Consider the following 17,119-nt stretch of genomic DNA (forward strand, 5'->3'; position numbering starts at 1 on the left):
CCTCATCGGCGCTGTATGGCGCGTTGCAGCAAGCCCGCAGGCGCAGTAGCATGCCGCCTTTTTCGAGGATTAGCCTGTCATGCCGTTCCAGCAAGGTCTGATTGCCACCCCGGTGCCGGCCCACGCCCGCCACCTGTTCTTCACCCTGCAATCGCCCGAGGCGTTGCCTGCCGCCCTCGATGCCTTGCTACCGCAGGTCGATGGCGTGCAGGTGATCCTCGGCGTAGGCGCGCCCATGGCCAAAGCCCTGGGGCGTGAAGTACCTGGCCTGCGTCCTTTCCCGCTGCTGGATGCGGCGGTAGAGAACCCCAGCACCCAGCATGCGTTGTGGCTGTGGCTGCGTGGCAATGAGCGCGGCGACCTGCTGCTGCGGGCCCAGGCACTGGAGCAGGCGTTGGCGCCGGCCCTGCGCCTGGCCGACAGCGTTGACGGTTTCCTGCACCGGGGTGGGCTGGACCTGACCGGCTACGAAGACGGCACTGAGAACCCGGTGGACGAGGATGCGGTGCAGGCAGCGATCGCTGCCGATGGTTCCAGCTTTGCTGCGTTTCAGCTGTGGAAGCACGACCTGGCGTACTTCAAGTCGCTGCCCCAGGCCGACCAGGACAACATCATGGGCCGCCGCCTCAGTGACAACGAAGAACTCGACGACGCGCCCGAGTCGGCACACGTCAAGCGTACTGCCCAGGAAAGCTTCGAGCCCGAGGCCTTCATGGTGCGCCGCTCGGTATCCTGGGCCGATCAGCGCGGTGCCGGCCTGGCTTTCGTTGCCCTGGGCCGCAGCTTCGATGCCTTCGAAGTGCAACTGCGGCGCATGAGTGGCCTGGAGGACGGCATCATCGACGGCCTGTACCGCTTCAGCCGGCCCCTGAGCGGCGGCTACTACTGGTGCCCGCCAATCAGCGCCACCGGTGTCGACCTGAGCCCGCTGCTGCAGGCCAGGTAAAAACATCCGGACACAGAAACGCCCACGCGCGCCGGGTGGAGCGACTAGCCTTGGAAGTTTCCCTGGCATGACGGGAGCTTTTCCATGTATGCACGTCGTGATGTCCTACGCGTGGGTGCTACGTTAGGCCTACTGGCCAGCGCCCCTTGGTTGCACGCGGCCACGCCGGCAGGCATGTTGACCCGCGCCGTACCGTCCAGCGGTGAAGCGCTGCCGGTCATTGGCGCCGGGACTTCCGGCAGTTTCGAGGTTGAAGCCGGTTCGGCTGCCTACCAGCAACTGCGGGCAGTGCTCAAGGCCTTTTTCGACGGTGACGGGCGGGTGATCGACACCTCGCCCAATTACGGTGGCGCCGACAGCATTCTTGGCCAATTGCTGGAGGAGGGGGGGTGGCATTCACGCTGCTTCATTGCCACCAAGATTGCCGCCGACAGCCGCGCAGAAGCCCAAGCGCAATGGGCTGAGAGCCTGAAGCGGCTGCGCACCGACAAGGTCGACCTGTTGCAGGTGCACAACCTGCGTGACTGGCGAACCCAACTGCCCTACGCGCGCGAACTCAAGCAGCAGGGCAAAACCCGCTATGTGGGGATCACCCATTACCTGAACAGTGGCCACGCCGAGGTCGCCGAGCTGGTGCGCAGCGAGGCGCTGGATTTCATCCAGATCAACTACTCGGTCAGTGCCCCCCAGGCGGCCCGTGAATTGCTGCCGTTGTGCCAGGAGCGGGGTGTGGCGGTGCTGATCAACCGCGCTTTCGACGATGGGCGCCTGTTCACCCGCGTCAAAGACCAGCCGTTGCCCGGCTGGGCCGCTGAAGCGGGCATCGGCAGCTGGGCGCAGCTGTTTCTCAAGTTCGCCATCAGCCACCCGGCGGTGACGACGGTAATTCCCGCCACCGGTCGGCCAGATCGCCAGCTCGACCAGCTCATGGCTGGCCAGGGCCCACTGCTTACCCAGGCGCAGCAACAGGCGCTGATCAGGCACTTCACCTGAGCGTATGACTGCCTGGCGGCGGGGCATGGATCAAGGGCTGAACATACAGCCCGGCGAAGGCCCGGCGGTTATCGCCGGCCTGCTGCTGTTCTATTGCCTGTTTACCGGTTACTTCATGCTGCGCCCTGTGCGCGAAACCATGGGCGTTGCCGGTGGCGTTGACAACCTGCAGTGGTTGTTCACCGGAACCTTCATCGCCAGCCTGGCATGCCTGCCGGTGTTCGGCTGGCTGGCCAGTGGCGTGCAACGCCGGTTCATCCTGCCTTGTACCTATGGTTTTTTTGTCAGCAACCTGCTGCTGTTCGCTGTGTTGTTTACCCGCACACCAGACAACCTGTGGGCGGCGAGGGCGTTCTACATCTGGCTTTCGGTGTTCAACCTGCTGACCATCTCGCTAGCCTGGAGCGTGCTCGCCGACCTGTTTTCTACGGCCCAAGGCAAGCGCCTGTTCGGCCTGTTGGCCGCCGGGGCCAGCCTGGGTGGCCTCAGCGGGCCGATCCTGGGCACGCTACTGGTGGCGCCGCTGGGCCATGCCGGGTTGCTGCTGCTGGCGGCGGTATTCCTGCTCGGCAGCGTCGGGGCAAGCCTGTTTCTGCAGCGCTGGCGACAGCGGCAACCGTTGCCAGCGCATGCCGAGCGTAGCGCCGCAAGGCCGCTGGGCGGCAACCCACTGGCCGGTGCCACTGCGGTACTGCGCTCGCCTTATCTGTTGGGCATTGCGCTGTTCGTGGTGTTACTGGCAAGTGTCAGTACCTTCCTGTACTTCGAGCAGGCGCGCATCGTCAGCCAGACTTTCACCGACCCCACCCGCCAAACCCAGGTGTTCGGCTTGATCGACAGCGTTGTTCAAGCCTTGGCCATCCTCACGCAAGTCTTCCTCACCGGGCGGCTGGCACGTCGCCTGGGGGTAGGCATATTGCTGATGGCCGTGCCGCTGGTGATGGCAGTGGGCTTCTTGTGGCTGGCGCTGGCCCCGGTGTTCGCGGTGTTCGTAATGGTCATGGTGGTGCGCCGTGCAGGGGAGTATGCGCTGGTACGACCGGGGCGCGAGATGCTGTTCACCGTGTTGCCGGCCGAGGACAAGTACAAGGCCAAGAACTTCATCGATACCGTGGTGTACCGGGGTGGCGACGCCCTCAGTGGCTGGCTCAAGCGTGCCCTGGACGTGATGGGCGAACACCCGCAACTGGCCATGCTGATTGGGGCAGTACTGGCCGTGGCCTGGGCGGCCACCGGCGGTTGGCTTGGCCGGCGTCAGGCCCATATGGATAACCCGCCGCGCGACTGAAAGGCGCGCCAAATAAGGACTGGCCGCTTATTTAACGCCACCGGTCCGAAGGCCTGCCAATTGAAACGAATCCCGACCCGAGCCCGTACTCCGAATTCATGTACGGCGCTGAAGCCGTGCATCCCGAAATCATATGAGGTTTCAGACCATGGCCACTAAAGACAATAGCCGTACCGGCAACCAACAAGGCAGCCAGGGCGGTAACAAGAACTCGGGCAACTTCGCCAATGACCGCGAAAAAGCCTCCGAGGCAGGCCGCAAGGGCGGGCAGCATTCCAGCGGCGGCCAAACCAGTGAATCGGGCCGCAAAGGCGGCCGCTCGTAAACGAGGCCCTGCAGTGCCGGGGAACCGGCACTGCCATCGAGTAGCCCTGGAGGTCGGTATGCAATGGTTACCTGTGGCGGCTCTGTCGGGCGCCCTGTTGCTGGTTGGCGGCTGTTTCGACCGAGACAATGGCCACCCCGGCAAAGACGACGCCGACACCACCAAGCCGTCCCTGCAAATGCAACAACCCAGTGACAAGCCCGCCCCCCAACCTGCGCCAGATCCTGAACCGATGCCAGGTCAGAAACCCAGCCAATGAACGCGCATGAGGAAAACGGCATGACGGTCATGACACGCAAGACCGCCGCGACAGTTCCGGCCTCACTGGCCACAACCAGCCTGCAACAGCGTTACGAAGCCTTGCTGGCAGGCACTGATAACGCTGGCGCGCAATGGTTGAATGAGCAACTGGAGCGTGCCAGGCACTTGCCGGATGACCTGCCAGCCGACCCCGTGGAGCTTGAAGCCTGGAGCGCGCACCACGCCGGGCAAGTAGCTCTAGGTTTTGCCGCCTACTTGGCACAACGCCAGCAAGGTGGGCCACGCCGCTATTTTGCTACGCGCGCGCAAGCGCTATGGTTCCTGCAACAGGTGGCACCGACCAAGGCGGTGGATGGTGCGTGGTTGCACAGTACGTTGCGGCATTGGGCAGACCCGCGCTACCACGGGTTGATCCGGACCTACCTGGAAGAATTGGGCAGCGGTGATGTGCGCTGCAACCATGTGGCGATCTATCAGCGGCTGATGAGCCGTCTGGGTTGCCTGGAGCCGTTGCACCTTGAAGACGAACGCTATTTGCAGGGGGCACTGCAGCTGGCACTGGGCCGCTACGGTGAGGACTTCCTCCCTGAGCTGATCGGTTACAACCTCGGCTACGAACAGCCCCCGCTGCATTTGCTGATTACCACCTATGAACTCGCCGAAATGGGCATCGACGGCCAGTATTTCCAATTGCATGTCACGATCGACAACGCCGCCAGCGGTCACGCCCACCTGTCAATCCAGGCCTTGCGCCAACTCAGCCCGCGCAGTGACCCCTCCGGGTTCTACCAGCGAGTACGGCACGGCTACCGCCTGAATGACCTTGGCGTGGACACACCCACCCTGGTCAGCCTTTTCGACCTGGAAGCGGAATTGGTGCAGGCCTTGGAACAGAAGCGCCAGTTTGGCCAGTTCATGCATTCAGACCGGTGCCGGCTGCAGGGGCGCACCATCAACCAATGGCTGGCAGAACCTGGCGCCATGCCGCACTTTCTGCAGGCGCTGCAGGCGCAGGGCTGGATTCGCCGCGGTGAAGAACCCGCGCAAAGCCGCTGGTGGGCACTCGTGGATGGGCCATCAGCACCGATGTACGGTGTGTTCACCGCCTATGAAAAGCAGTTGTGGCACGACTGGATCGCAGCAGGTTGGCAGTCGCGCGTTCGTCGCGTGCTCCCCGGAAGCTGGCAGTTGCCGGCATGCGCCGATGATGCGGCCGTGGATGTCGACGCGCATGATATTGATGCGCTGATCGCACGCATGGCCGGCAACCACCACGCCACGCCTGATGGGCTGCGGGCCACCCGTGCCTATCTGCAGGCCACAGGGATGATCCAGGAGGATCCGCGCTGATGATCAATGACCCTGAACGCTTGGCCAGTGACGGTGCATTATTGCAGTTGGGCCAGCGCCTGCGGGCCGATGGCTATCGGTTTACCTGCGTGACACCGGCCACCCACGCGCGGGTTATGGCCAGGTCTGCAGGGGAGCAGGCACGAACGCTGCGGGATGTGTTCGGCTGGAGCCGGCCGTTCAGCGCCAAGCTGCTCAGTGGCGATCAAATGGCCCAACTGAACCAAGCGGGGGTCCTCACTGGTGCGCCAGGTGATGTGTGGCGTAGCACCGTACGCTGGTCTACGGTGGATGACCTTTTACTGGTCCACTCTGCCTACCCGACCGAGGCCGCGGACGCGGTGTTCTTCGGCCCAGACAGCTACCGCTTCGCCCAGGTTGTCCACGACCACCTGCGACACGCCCCCAACCGGATTGAGCATGCCGTAGACATTGGCTGTGGAACCGGCATCGGCGCCTTGCTGATCGCGCGTGCGGCGCACCATGCGCAGGTTTCTGCGTTGGATATCAACCCGCTTGCCCTGCGCTACACCGCCGTGAATGCAGCGTTGGCCGGCGTCAGCAATATTTCGGTGAAGCACAGTGACCTGCTGGACGATGTGCCCGGCAGCTTCGACCTGATCGTTGCCAACCCGCCCTACATGCTCGATGTGGGCGAGCGGACCTACCGGCATGGCGGTGGCGCCCTGGGGGCCGCGTTGTCGTTGCGGATTGTCGAACAGGCTCGCGAGCGGCTAAGCCCGGGCGGCTCGTTGCTGTTGTATACCGGTGTGGCGATCGTGGACGGCCGGGATCCCTTGCTCGAGGCTGTTCGCCTGCGTCTGGCCGGCCCCACGTGCTCTTGGGTGTATCGGGAAATCGACCCTGATGTGTTCGGGGAGCAACTGGCTGAGCCGGGTTACGAAGCCGTGGAGCGGATAGCCGCCGTAGCCCTGACGGTTACCCGCCTGTAGAAGTGGTACTGCGCACTTGCAATTGGCCGGGGTTGCCCGACAATGGCGCGCCCCCTGCCGCCACACGGACCACCCGCGCCATGATGCTGACCACGCAATTCCCCGATATCTCCCTGGATGACACTTTGTTCGTTTTCGCCCTTGAAGCCGAAGCGGGCGAGGTGTTCCGCGAAATGAACACCGTGTTCACCGGTATCGGCAAGGTCAATGCCGCTATCGCCCTGACCAAGGCCATCGCTGTGCGCCGCCCCAGGCTGATCGTCAACCTGGGTTCTGCTGGCAGCCAGCGCCACGGCAAAGGCGTTGTCGTGTGCTGCAACCGTTTCGTGCAGCGCGACATGGACGTGACGCCGTTGGGTTTCGCCCGTTACGAGACGCCACTGGCGAATACCCCGGTGCTACTCGAACACGGTGCGGCCATACCCGGCCTGGCGCTGGAAACCTGCGGCAGTGGCGACAGCTTCGAAACCAACCACAGCGATGCGCCTTACGACGTGGTCGACATGGAAGCCTACGTGCTGGCCTTGATCGCCCGCAGCGAAGGTATTCCGTTCGTGTGCCTGAAGTACATCTCCGATGACGCGGGCAGCGAGGCTGCCGGTGACTGGGCCGTACAGGTTCACCTGGCGGCCGAAGCGTTCAAGCGTGTGCTGTTCAACGCGGTCTGATTGCGGGCCATTGGTGGCCGTGGGGCAATGCCATTAAACCTTCGCCACCCGGTGCAGTCACTGTTGGTATCGGCAGCCAACTTTGGAGCAGTGTCATGGCTCGGGCAATCTGGAAAGGCGCTATCAGCTTCGGGCTCGTGCATATCCCCGTGGCCCTCAACACTGCGGTGCGCACCGAACGGGTGGACTTCGACTGGTTGGACAAGCGCAGCATGGAGCCTGTGGGCTACAAGCGGGTGAACAAGGTCACCGGCAAGGAAATCGACAAGGACAACATCGTCAAAGGCGTGGAGTATGAAAAGGGCCGCTACGTGGTGATCAGCGAGGAGGAGATCCGTAAAGCTCGCCCTGAAGCCACCCAGACGATCGATATCTTCTCGTTTGTCGAGGCTGGCGAAATACCCCTGCAGCACTTCGATACGCCGTATTACCTCACCCCCGACCGGCGCGGCGGCAAAGTCTATGCATTGCTGCGCGAGACGCTGGAAAAAACCGGCAAGGTGGCGCTGGCCACGGTGGTGCTGCACACCCGCCAGCACCTGGCGCTGCTGCGCCCTCTGGATGACGCGCTGGTGATGATCACTTTGCGCTGGCCAGAGGAAGTGCGCGGGCTGGAGACCCTGGAGCTGGACAGCAGTGTGACCGATACCAAGGTCGACAAGCGCGAACTGGACATGGCCAAGCGACTGGTCGAAGACATGAGCGGGCCGTGGAAGCCCGAGGACTACCATGACGCCTTCCGCCAGACCATTCTGGACCTGGTGGAAGAAAAGGCCAGCAAAGGCAAGATCGCTACAGTCGAGAAAGGCAAGGCCGCCAGCGCCGAGAAAGGTGCGGACATCCTCGACCTTACCGAGCTGCTAAAACGCAGCCTCGGCGGCAAGAAGCCGGCGAAGAAGCCGCGCAAGGCCTCCTGATCGAAGCCCCGCAAGCGCTTCGATCAAACCAGAGCCTGTAGCCCCGCCAGGTAATCGCCAAAGCCTTCCCGGGCGCGGCTGTCGAGGCGGCTGCTGGTGGCCACGCTGTGCCTGGCCGTCCAGACGATCTGCGCGCCACTGGCTTGCAGGTCGCTGACCAGTTGCACGTCTTCATGGGCGGCCAAGGGCTGGAAGCCGCCGACTCGCGCATAGGCGTCGGCGCACACGCCCAGGTTGGCGCCATGAATGTGCCGGTGGCCCTCGCGCTGTTCGTAGCGGCTTTGGTAGAGCTGGCGCAAGGCCGCCGTCTGCCACGGCTGCCAGTATTCGACGTGTACCGTGCCACAGACAACCTCGGCACTGCAGGCCAGCTGCGACAACAACCAGTGCCCCGGTACCCGGCTGTCGGCATCGGTACAGGCCAGCCACCGCGCACCACGGTCGACCATGTGCGCCGCGCCTACCCGCCGGGCCATGCCAACACTGCCAGCCTCCACCTCCAGCACCTGCACACCAAAACGCCGCGCCACGGCGGCGCTGCCATCGCTGCAGCGGTCGAGCACGACCAGCACCTCGACCCGATGGCCAGCCTGCTGTGCCTGCACGGCGGCAATCAGCACCGCACGCAGGCAACGGCCGAGGCGGCGGGCTTCGTTATGGGCCGGAATCACGACGGCGATCATGGGCAAGTCTCGTCTAGGTCGACCACACTGGGCTGGGCTGACCAGTACTCGAGCACGAAGTCCGCTTCATCATGCTGGAACTGCTTGTACAGGGGCAGGTGGCGGGCCAGCATGCGATGCACTTCACGCCCATCCTGCGGGCAACCGACAATGGGGTGCTTCCAGTGGCATGCCAGCAGGCCGCCGTCGTAAGACAGGCTGGCGACCGCTTGTTCGATGACTTGCAGCCAGTCGGTGGGGTCCAGGTAGTAGCCCACCTCGCTCAGCACGATCAGGTCGAAGCGCCCACCAGGCCAGTCTGCCGGGAGCCGCGCCAGTTCCACAGACGCATTGTGCACCTGAGCCAAGCGTTCGCGGGCCAGCCCCACGGCGGTGGGATCGAGGTCCTGGCATAGCAGTTCCCCGCTGCGTTCGGCCAGCAGTGCACTTAACTCGCCGTTGGCGCAGGCTGGCTCGAATACCCGCTGGTAGCATTGACGGGGCAGGCTGGCCATGACCAGCTCGCGCTTGCGCTTCTCGTACCAACGGGTGCGAAAAGCCCACGGGTCTTCATTGGTCGCATACAAGTCGGCGAAATACTGTGGGTCGAGGCTCATGACAACTCCAGTCAAAGGAACACCAGTTCGAAAGGTTGCAGCAAGCAATCCAGCAGGTTTGCCGGTAGCACCGGCGGCCGCTCACCGTCTGCCTGCAACTGGCTGGCATGGGCGGCCAGGGCCTTGCGCTTGCGCGCCAACCGGGCTTCATCCAGCTGCAGGCGGTGGGCACGGGGCCAGGGCAGGCGAGGGTCGTCGGGTTGCGCCCAGTGCCAGGCCCAGACCGGGACCTCGGCCAGTTGCACTTGCCGCGCCAATGCCGCGTGGGCGGCGGCGCGCCCGACGGCCTCGTGGTCGCAATGACCGTCATTGCGCCAGGTAGCCATCAATAGGTCGTCCGGGCGCAACAATTGAGTCAGATGGCCGACGAGGAACGCTTCCTCTCGCGGCAATTGGCCGTCCTTGAGGTTGAGCCGGCGCCAGTCCACGCGGCTCGGGTCCAGGTCAAGCTGCTGCAATGCCAGGCGACTTTCCTGGGGGCGTTGGCGACGCAGGCGATGCTCGCTCCACTGGGTCGAGCCAGGGTGGCTGCCTTCACCATCGGTTGCGGAAATCAGCACCAGGTCGGCTTCACGGCCTTTGAAACGGCTCAGCAGGCCGCCTGCCATGAGGATTTCATCATCCGGGTGGGGCGCGATCATCACCAGGCGGCGCCCGGGGGGGCAGAGCCGGGCGGGGTCGAGCCAAGTGGCCCGGGCCAGGTGGGCGGCCTGTTGCCAATCGGCCCAAGGGGTGCCGCTGCTGGCCTGGATCAAGTTGACACTCATAGCTGCCACGCCCCTGCCGGCACCTGCGCCAGCTGTTGGCCCAGCGCTGCCAGGTCACGCTCCGCGTGGCTCTGGCGCAGATACACCGGCAAATCGGCGCTCAAACGGGCGAAGTGGCTGTTGCGGCAGAACGGTGTGGCACCCAGCGCCCGCCCTACATGGCTGATGACCTGGTCCACGGCCTGCTCGACCTGGGCGCGGGTGCGCCGCACTTCGAAACTGGCATCTGCACCCGGCTGCCGGTCGATCCAGGCGGCGCATTCACGCAGCGCCGCACGCGCACCATACAAAGCGGCGTCCACCGCCCCGAGGTGGGCATCGGCATGCGGGTCGGGCCGCGGCTTGCGGCAATACTCGCGCAGGTAGTCGGCCAGGGCCTCGGCCGCACCATACCAGCACGCGGCGATACCGCCGCCGCCGTGCCAGAAACCAGGGCGCGCCAGGTACTGGCCAGGTTTGCCGATCAGCGTTGCCGGGGTGTTATCGAAGGTGACCTCGACGCTGGCCGTGGTAGCCATGCCCACGGCTTGCCAGTGCTCGATGTTCAGCCCCTGGTCAGGCTGCGACAGTTCGATGGCGACCAACTGCTGCTGACCCTGCTCATCCCAGGCCGTTAGCAGTGCCCGGTCGATCTGCAACGCCCCGGAACACCAGGCTTTGGTGCCTTGCAAACGTACCCTGTCGCCGTCGCGGGAGGTTATGACCGCGCGGGCATCAGGTGGCTCGGCGGCCCACACGCCCCAAATGCCTTCTGCCACGTAATGCGCAGCTGCGCACTCCGCCAGAATCGCCAGGGCATCGGTGTGGCCTTCATACAGTTTGGCCAGGGCCAGGTCGCAACCCGCCACGCGGGCCAAGGTCTGCCAACGGCGCAAGGTATTGCCCTGGCCTGGCAACGGCAGCAGGTCGAGGTGGTCGGCCTGCAGCGCCTGCATCAGCTGAGGCAACTGAGTGTCGAGGTTGAGGGGTTGCTGACGATCACCAAATGTACGCAGTAGGCGGTCGAAATGGGTCAGGTTGAAGTCCTGGACGATGCTCATGGGCGGGTCTCCTGATGCGTGGCCACTAGGCAAGCCCCAGCTGTTTGCGCATGCGCGCCGTAATGGACTGGCGGACCTTGCCCAGGTCCGCCCACGGGTCGTCGACCTCCGCCAGGCGCGCGGGCAGGTTGGCGATGTTCCATTGGTTGGCGGCCTTGAGCGTCGCCAGTTCCTCACGCCAAATGGGCACCGATACCGGCAGGCCTTCCCGTGCACGCAGGGAATAGGCGCACGCGGTTGTCGCCCCCCGAGCGTTGCGCAGATAGTCGATGAAGATACGCCCGATGCGGTTCTTGGGTCCTGATACCGCGCTGAGGCGGTCGGGGAACAGCTTGGCCAGGTACTCGACGATGGCATGGCTGAAGGCCTTGACCTCGTCCCAACCCGCGCGGCGGGTCAGCGGTATCACTAGGTGTATGCCCTTGCCGCCGCTGGTCTTGAGGAACACTTTCAGGCCAAGCTCGTCGAGCAGGGTGAGGGTGAGTTGAGTGGCTTCCAGCATGGCCTTCCAGGGCAGCGCGGGGTCAGGGTCGAGGTCGAGCACGAAGCGGTCGGGCTTGTCGAAGTCCTTGTCAGTGGCATTCCAGCTGTGCAGCTCGAGCATATTCATCTGCACCGCGCCCAGCAGGGTATCGGCGCGGTTGATGACCATGGCCGCCTGGCCGGCCTGGGCCTTGTCGTATTCGAGCACATTGGGCAGGTGCAACTGGCTGGCGTTCTTCTGGAAGAAAAGCTCACCGGCCAGGCCATCGGGTGCGCGCACCAATGCCACCGGGCGGTGCTGGATCTGGGGTAGCAACCACTGGCTGACGGCGGCGTAATACTCGGCCACATCGCGCTTGGTCACGCCCGTGGTAGCGTCGATCACCCGGTCAGGATGGGTAAGGTGCAGGTCCTCCGAGAGGGGCGCTGCTTTGCCGCGTTTGCGGCGGGGCGTGGTGTTGGTGGGCATGGGGCGTTCCAGGTCGATGGCGGTGGCGGGCTTGTCATCGCGCAGGCCATGAAAGACCGAGTGCCGTACGATGCCGTCGCGGGTCATTTGGGCATAGGCCACTTCGGCCAGCAGTTGCGGCTTCAGCCAGTGCACACCGCGGGCTTCGGCGCCACTGGGCGGGCGGGCCACGGCGGGCCTGGCAATTTCCAGTGGTTGCAGGCGGGCATGGATGCTGGCCAGGGTGGCAGCCGTGAAGCCGGTACCGACCTTGCCGGCGTAGCGCAACTCGCCACTGTCCGGGTCGTGCAAGGCCAGCAGCAGAGCCCCGAAGCCGCTGCGGCTGCCTTTGGGGTCGGTGTAGCCAACCAGCACGAACTCCTGGCGCCGCTTGCATTTGAGCTTGATCCAGTCCGCGCTGCGACGGCCGCTGTAGGGGCTGCCCGCACGTTTACCGATCAGCCCTTCGAGTTCCAGGCGGCAGGCGCTGGCCAGCAGGGCGTCGACCGGTTCGTCGAAGTCGGCGGAATATTTGAGTACGTCTGACGCGTCGTGATCGAGGAGGGTTTTCAGCGTTTCGCGGCGATCCTGTAGCGGTGCCTGCCGCAGGTCCTGGCCACCCAGAAAGGGCAGGTCGAACACGTAGTAAGTGATGTGCTCGTCCTGCTCGGTGTCGAAGGCGTTCTGTAACGCCTGGAAGTCCGCTGCGCCATTTTCGTCAGCCACTACCATTTCACCATCCAGCCAGGCCGAATCGATGCCCAGCGCGCGCAGTGCCGCGAGCTGGCGGGGCATCTTGCTGCTCCAGTCATGGCCGTTGCGGGTGAATAGCTGCACATCGTCGCCGTCGATACGAGCCAGGATGCGATAGCCATCGAACTTGACCTCATAGCGCCAGTCGCCCTGGGGCGGCGTGTCCACCAAGGTGGCCAGCTGTGGCTGCATCTGGGTCGGCAGTGCGCCTTGGCGAACCTTGCCGGGGCGCTTGCGGGTAGCCCGCGGCTTGGCGGCGGCTTGCTTGGCTGCCGGCTTGCGGGGGATCAGGGTGCGGTCACTGAGCACACTGTCGGGCTGCGCGTCGACGATGCTGTACTCGGCTTCGCTACGGGCCTGGGCATCGTGGGATTTGACCAGCATCCATTGTTCTTTCTTGCCCGCCAGGTGGGTGCGGAACAGGTTCCACACCCCCGACAGTTTTTCGCCTTGCAAACGAAACTTGAGCTTGCCCTTGGCATAGCCCTCATGGGCGTCGCCCTCCGGCTCCCAGATGCCGCGATCCCAGACGATGACATCGCCAGCCCCGTAGTGGCCTTCAGGGATATGGCCCTCGAAATCGGCATAGTCCAGCGGGTGGTCCTCGACGTGCACGGCCAGGCGGCGCACTTTTGGGTCCAGCGACGGGCCTTTGGGGATCGCCCAGCTCTTCAACGTACCGCCCAACTCCAGGCGGAAATCGTAATGCAGGTGGCTGGCGTCGTGTTTCTGAATGCAGAACTGCAGCGCATAGGCTTTTTTGCCACGGCTGCGTTTGCCACTGGGCTCGGGCGTTGCGTTGAAGTCGCGCTTGCGCGCGTATTCCTGCAGGGGCTTGGCCATGTCCGGCTCCGGGCAAATCGCACTCTGTAGAGGTGGGAGGCGCCGGGCAGGCAGGGAGTTCAAAAAACTCTGAATCTTCGGCCACCGGATGCAGTCGACCGAATGCAGCCAACTGACGGAGAACGTACATGGCCCGAACAGAAGATCCTAAGCCCTACACCCCAACCGAGATCGACGACACCGAGGACCGCATGGGCAGCGTGCACGAACTGGACTTCGATGAGCGCCTGGACGAACGCCAGGGACGGGTAGGGGACGAGCGCCCGGCGAGCGAGATCGAGCGCGAATTCCCACCAGAGCGTGTTGCCGAAAGCGGCATGACGGGTGGCGAAGCGCTGAGCGACAGCCTGCATGAAGACAACGTCACCTACGACGACCTGAGCCCGGATACGCTGCTGGATGAAACCGGCGCCCGTGACCCCCACGAGCCCTGCGGCGGCGACGGCCCGGCTGACATGGACCTGCGCGAAGTGGATGCCGACGAAATCGGTGGCGGCTTTGGGCTGGATGAAGCCGAACTGGCACGTTCCGCGCCGCTTGATGGGGAACCCTGGACCGATGATGTGATCGATGACGAGGAGAGCAGATCATGAATCAGCAACGTTGTGCCTGTACCGACTGTTCCTGCACCGTGGACGCCAATGCCTTGCAGCGTGACGGCAAGGCCTATTGCTGTGAGGCCTGCGCCAACGGCCATAGCCATGGCGAGGGCTGCAGGATGCAAGCCTGCCATTGCAGCGAAAAACCGGACGAAAATGCCGTAGACAATGCGCTGGATGAGACCTTCCCGGCGAGCGACCCGATTTCCCCTTGAGCTCGCCTTGTTGGCGCGGCACCAGGCCGCGCCGACGTTAACCGCGCCTGCCCCGCACCATCAGGTTTGCACCGAATTGTCGCGCTGGCGCATGACCTTGGCGCGCTTCTCAAGCACCAGATAAGTCACGATCGCAATCACCAGCGGTATCAGGTAGTACAGGGTGCGATAGCCTAACAGCGCGGCTACCAGCGTGCCCTGCGCCATCTGCCCGTGCAGCAGGGCGAGGAACACCGCTTCCAGCACACCCAGGCCCGCCGGGATATGTGCAACCACGCCTGCCACGCAACTGATCAACAGTATCCCGAGGATCGCGGGGTAGAAGGCGTCGCCCGGCAGCAACCAGTAAATCAGCAGCGCCATCAATGCCCAGTTGCTGGCCCCCAGCGCTACCTGGCAGAGCGCAAGGCGCAGGGTTGGCAAAGTGACTTCGTGCTCGCGCCAACGCCACGTGCGCTTCTTGGCCAGGCCACAGGCCAGCAGGTACGCCGCGGTAATCGCCAGCAAGAGCGCGCCGATCAGGCGCAGCCCTGTGGTGCCCACCGCCCAGTTGCCCGGCAGTTCGACCAGACCCAGGGCGAACACACTGCCGGCCAGCAGCATGTAGCCCATCCAGTTGGTAAGCAGGCCCAGCGTGAGAATGCGTGTGATGGTGGGGGTATCGAGCCCCAGGCGCCCATACAGGCGGTAGCGCAAGGCAACCCCGCCGACCCAGGTGGTGAAGTTGAGGTTGAACGCGTAGCACACGAAGGCGACCGGCAGCACTTGCCGGGCGGGCAACTGATGACCGGTGTAGGCGCGGGCCAGCAAGTCGTAGCTGGCGAACGTCAGGTAACTGCACACCGCAATTGCCAGGCCGACCACCAGCGTTCCAGGCTTGTAGGCGAGCAGCGACTGGCGCACTTCGTTCCAGTCCAGGTTGCGGGCCAATTGGTACAGCAGCACAGGGATCAGGATCAGGAACGCCACCGTCAATACGCGCTTGGCCCAGGTTTGCCAGGTTGTCCGTGCCATCAGGTATTGCCCTCGTGCAGGTCGCCGGCCGGGGCCTCGACGTCTGGCTGCAGCGAGCGCAGCCGTTGGCGGTGTGCCGGCAACCAGCCGGCGATGCGCGGGAAATGGCGCGCCGCATGGAAGCAAGCGAATATCAGCGGTGCCCGCCACCAGTAGCCACGGATCATGCGTTCCAGGGTCACCGGCTTGCACTGCTCGTGCGCAAGTGACTGCAGGTGCTCGCCGAGCAGCTGGTTGAAAGCGCGATCGCGGATGAACAGGTTGGCTTCCAGGTTCAGCGACAGGCTCAGCGGGTCGAGGTTGCTGGAACCCACGGTCGCCCACTCGTCGTCCACCAGCGCCACTTTGCCGTGCAAGGGCCGCTTGCAGTATTCATGAATGACCACGCCATCGCGCAGCAGGTAGTTGTACAGCAACCGCGACAGCGCACGGACCCAGCGCATGTCTGGCTGCCCTTGCAGGATCAGGTGTACAGCCACCCCTCGCCGGGCAGCGTTGCGCAACTCGCGCAGTAGCCGGTAGCCGGGGAAGAAGTAGGCATTGGCCACCACGATACGTTCTTTGGCACCGCGAAACGCCTGCAGGTACTGGCTTTCGATGGCTGTCCTGCGCACGCCGTTGTCACGCTCTACCAGCACGGCGGTGGTGGCCCCGGCGGGCTCGGTCAACGGCCGCACGGCGCTTGGCTCCTGCAGCACCGGTGACATCAGGCGCTTGCTGGCGGCATGCACCTGTGCCACCACCGGCCCGGTTACCTCGACGGCATAGTCCTGCTTGGCCATGGGGCCGAAGTCGCCCAGGTGATCGGCGCTGTAGTTGATGCCGCCAATGAAGGCCCGCTCGCCATCGATGACCACGATCTTGCGGTGCAGGCGCCGGAACAGGTTGGTACGCATGCCCACCAGGCGCGGCTGCGGGTCGAAGGCGTGGAAACTCACGCCGGCATCTGTCATGGCCGCGATGAACGGCGCGGGCAGGTCGCCAGTACCATAGCCGTCCACCACCACTTCGACACGCACGCCGCGGCGGGCCGCGTCGATCAGCGCCTGCTGCAGTTGCCGGCCGACCTTGTCGTCGAAAATGATGAAGGTTTCCAGCAGGATTTCCTCCTGGGCACGGGCCATGGCCTCGAACACACAGGGGTAATACTGCTCGCCGTTGATCAGCAACTTTACGTTGTTGCCCTCTACCCAAGGTCTGTTCACAGGTGAATCTCCGCGGCCAATGGTGCGTGGTCGGAAAGGTGCGACCACGGGTAATTCGACAGTACTTGGGCAGCGCTCGGCATGGCGTTGCGCAGGTAGATGCGGTCAAGGCGCAGCAGCGGCAGACGCGCCGGAAAGCTGCGTGCCGGGGTGCCGAAGCGCTCGCCGAAGGCCTCTACCAGGTGCTCGCCTAACACGGCATCTGCCTTCAGGCGCCAGTCGTTAAAATCGCCGGCGACGATGACCGGCGCTTGCGGCGGCAGGCTGGCCAGCAGGTCGAGCAAGAGTTGGATCTGGCTTTGCCGATGGGCTTCGCGCAGGCCCAGGTGCACACAAATGGCGTGCATCTGGTCGTGCCCTGGCACCTCGAGTTGGCAATGCAGCAGGCCGCGTTGTTCCTTGCCTTGCACCGACACATCGAGGTTGTTGAAGCGCCGGATGGGAAATTTCGACAGCAAGGCGTTGCCGTGGTCACCCTGCGGATACACGGCATTACGGCCATAGGCGAACTGGGGCCACATGCTGTCGGCAAGGAATTCATATTGCGGGGTATCAGGCCAGGCCGGGTGGCGCAAGGCATGTTGCTGATGGCTGCCATGCACTTCCTGCAGGAACACCAGGTCTGCACCGGTGGCACGCACCGCTTCACGCAGCTCAGGCAGGATGAAGCGGCGATTGAAGAAGGTGAACCCTTTGTGCACGTTCAGCGTGAGTACGTTCAAGCGGCGCACGGCGGTGGACTGATCGGTGCTGCGCGGCAAAGCAGTCATGG

The 17,119-nt window shown here is 64.2% G+C and carries 19 protein-coding genes; 11 read left to right on the forward strand and 8 right to left on the reverse strand.

The genetic code is table 11. The features are described 5' to 3' along the window. Positions 1-79: 79 nt before the first annotated feature. The 9 genes from K4A76_RS11765 (at position 80) to ku (ending at position 7,701) form a co-directional block, all read left to right on the forward strand. Entirely contained in the window at positions 80-946 is an 867-nt protein-coding gene (locus K4A76_RS11765) for a Dyp-type peroxidase (protein WP_274412247.1), read from the forward strand. 84 nt (positions 947-1,030) lie between these two features. After that, the gene (locus K4A76_RS11770) at positions 1,031-1,939 is read left to right on the forward strand and encodes an aldo/keto reductase (protein WP_274412248.1); all 909 of its coding nucleotides are present in this window, start codon (positions 1,031-1,033) and stop codon (positions 1,937-1,939) included. 4 nt (positions 1,940-1,943) lie between these two features. Beyond that, a complete protein-coding gene (locus K4A76_RS11775) occupies positions 1,944-3,227 on the forward strand; it encodes an NTP/NDP exchange transporter (protein WP_274412249.1) in 1,284 nt (427 codons plus the stop codon). Positions 3,228-3,375: 148 nt separating this feature from the next. Next, entirely contained in the window at positions 3,376-3,552 is a 177-nt protein-coding gene (locus K4A76_RS11780) for a general stress protein (protein WP_009686902.1), read from the forward strand. Positions 3,553-3,610: 58 nt separating this feature from the next. Then, the gene (locus K4A76_RS11785) at positions 3,611-3,811 is read left to right on the forward strand and encodes a hypothetical protein (RefSeq protein ID WP_110676326.1); all 201 of its coding nucleotides are present in this window, start codon (positions 3,611-3,613) and stop codon (positions 3,809-3,811) included. 20 nt (positions 3,812-3,831) lie between these two features. After that, positions 3,832-5,163 (forward strand): iron-containing redox enzyme family protein, encoded by a 1,332-nt coding sequence (locus K4A76_RS11790; RefSeq protein WP_274412250.1) that lies wholly within the window; start codon positions 3,832-3,834, stop codon positions 5,161-5,163. Beyond that, positions 5,163-6,116, forward strand: a complete 954-nt coding sequence (locus K4A76_RS11795) for a class I SAM-dependent methyltransferase (RefSeq protein ID WP_274412251.1) — start codon at positions 5,163-5,165, stop codon at positions 6,114-6,116. Before K4A76_RS11790 ends, K4A76_RS11795 begins: the two co-directional genes overlap by 1 nt. Positions 6,117-6,196: 80 nt before the next feature. Beyond that, positions 6,197-6,784: a 5'-methylthioadenosine/S-adenosylhomocysteine nucleosidase family protein gene (locus K4A76_RS11800; RefSeq protein WP_009686898.1), complete on the forward strand. Its 588-nt coding sequence runs from the start codon at positions 6,197-6,199 to the stop codon at positions 6,782-6,784. 95 nt (positions 6,785-6,879) lie between these two features. After that, positions 6,880-7,701, forward strand: a complete 822-nt coding sequence (gene ku, locus K4A76_RS11805; protein ID WP_009686897.1) for a non-homologous end joining protein Ku — start codon at positions 6,880-6,882, stop codon at positions 7,699-7,701. A gap of 23 nt (positions 7,702-7,724) precedes the next feature. Here ku and K4A76_RS11810 read toward each other — a convergent pair whose 3' ends face one another. Genes K4A76_RS11810 through ligD form a run of 5 tightly spaced genes read right to left on the reverse strand, consistent with a single transcriptional unit; the run spans position 7,725 to position 13,314 of the window. Further along, positions 7,725-8,384 carry a glycosyltransferase gene (locus K4A76_RS11810; protein ID WP_182365480.1) on the reverse strand — a complete coding sequence of 220 codons (660 nt, stop codon included), beginning with the start codon at positions 8,382-8,384 and terminating at the stop codon, positions 7,725-7,727. After that, positions 8,381-8,980, reverse strand: coding sequence for a class I SAM-dependent methyltransferase (locus K4A76_RS11815; protein ID WP_029886191.1), 600 nt, complete (start codon positions 8,978-8,980; stop codon positions 8,381-8,383). Before K4A76_RS11815 ends, K4A76_RS11810 begins: the two co-directional genes overlap by 4 nt. 11 nt (positions 8,981-8,991) lie before the next feature. Continuing rightward, a complete protein-coding gene (locus K4A76_RS11820) occupies positions 8,992-9,747 on the reverse strand; it encodes a PIG-L deacetylase family protein (RefSeq protein ID WP_274412252.1) in 756 nt (251 codons plus the stop codon). Continuing rightward, a complete protein-coding gene (locus K4A76_RS11825) occupies positions 9,744-10,787 on the reverse strand; it encodes an acyl-CoA dehydrogenase family protein (protein WP_274412253.1) in 1,044 nt (347 codons plus the stop codon). The genes K4A76_RS11820 and K4A76_RS11825 overlap by 4 nt, the downstream gene beginning before the upstream one ends. A gap of 25 nt (positions 10,788-10,812) precedes the next feature. Continuing rightward, a complete protein-coding gene (gene ligD, locus K4A76_RS11830; protein ID WP_274412254.1) occupies positions 10,813-13,314 on the reverse strand; it encodes a DNA ligase D in 2,502 nt (833 codons plus the stop codon). Positions 13,315-13,442: 128 nt separating this feature from the next. Here ligD and K4A76_RS11835 point away from each other — a divergent pair, with 128 nt between their 5' ends. Next, positions 13,443-13,907 carry a phosphotransferase system, HPr-related protein gene (locus tag K4A76_RS11835; RefSeq protein ID WP_274410299.1) on the forward strand — a complete coding sequence of 155 codons (465 nt, stop codon included), beginning with the start codon at positions 13,443-13,445 and terminating at the stop codon, positions 13,905-13,907. Beyond that, entirely contained in the window at positions 13,904-14,128 is a 225-nt protein-coding gene (locus K4A76_RS11840) for a metallothionein (RefSeq protein WP_009686889.1), read from the forward strand. Before K4A76_RS11835 ends, K4A76_RS11840 begins: the two co-directional genes overlap by 4 nt. A gap of 60 nt (positions 14,129-14,188) precedes the next feature. Here the strand turns inward: K4A76_RS11840 and K4A76_RS11845 are convergent, their stop codons facing one another. Genes K4A76_RS11845 through K4A76_RS11855 form a run of 3 tightly spaced genes read right to left on the reverse strand, consistent with a single transcriptional unit; the run spans position 14,189 to position 17,117 of the window. Then, the gene (locus K4A76_RS11845; RefSeq protein ID WP_274410300.1) at positions 14,189-15,142 is read right to left on the reverse strand and encodes a lysylphosphatidylglycerol synthase domain-containing protein; all 954 of its coding nucleotides are present in this window, start codon (positions 15,140-15,142) and stop codon (positions 14,189-14,191) included. After that, the gene (gene clsB, locus K4A76_RS11850; RefSeq protein WP_173889189.1) at positions 15,142-16,347 is read right to left on the reverse strand and encodes a cardiolipin synthase ClsB; all 1,206 of its coding nucleotides are present in this window, start codon (positions 16,345-16,347) and stop codon (positions 15,142-15,144) included. The genes K4A76_RS11845 and clsB overlap by 1 nt, the downstream gene beginning before the upstream one ends. After that, a complete protein-coding gene (locus tag K4A76_RS11855) occupies positions 16,344-17,117 on the reverse strand; it encodes an endonuclease/exonuclease/phosphatase family protein (protein WP_274412291.1) in 774 nt (257 codons plus the stop codon). The genes clsB and K4A76_RS11855 overlap by 4 nt, the downstream gene beginning before the upstream one ends. Between the last annotated feature and the right edge of the window lie 2 nt (positions 17,118-17,119).

Source organism: Pseudomonas sp. NEEL19, from assembly GCF_028751975.1.
Classification (GTDB): Bacteria; Pseudomonadota; Gammaproteobacteria; order Pseudomonadales; family Pseudomonadaceae; genus Aquipseudomonas; species Aquipseudomonas juntendi.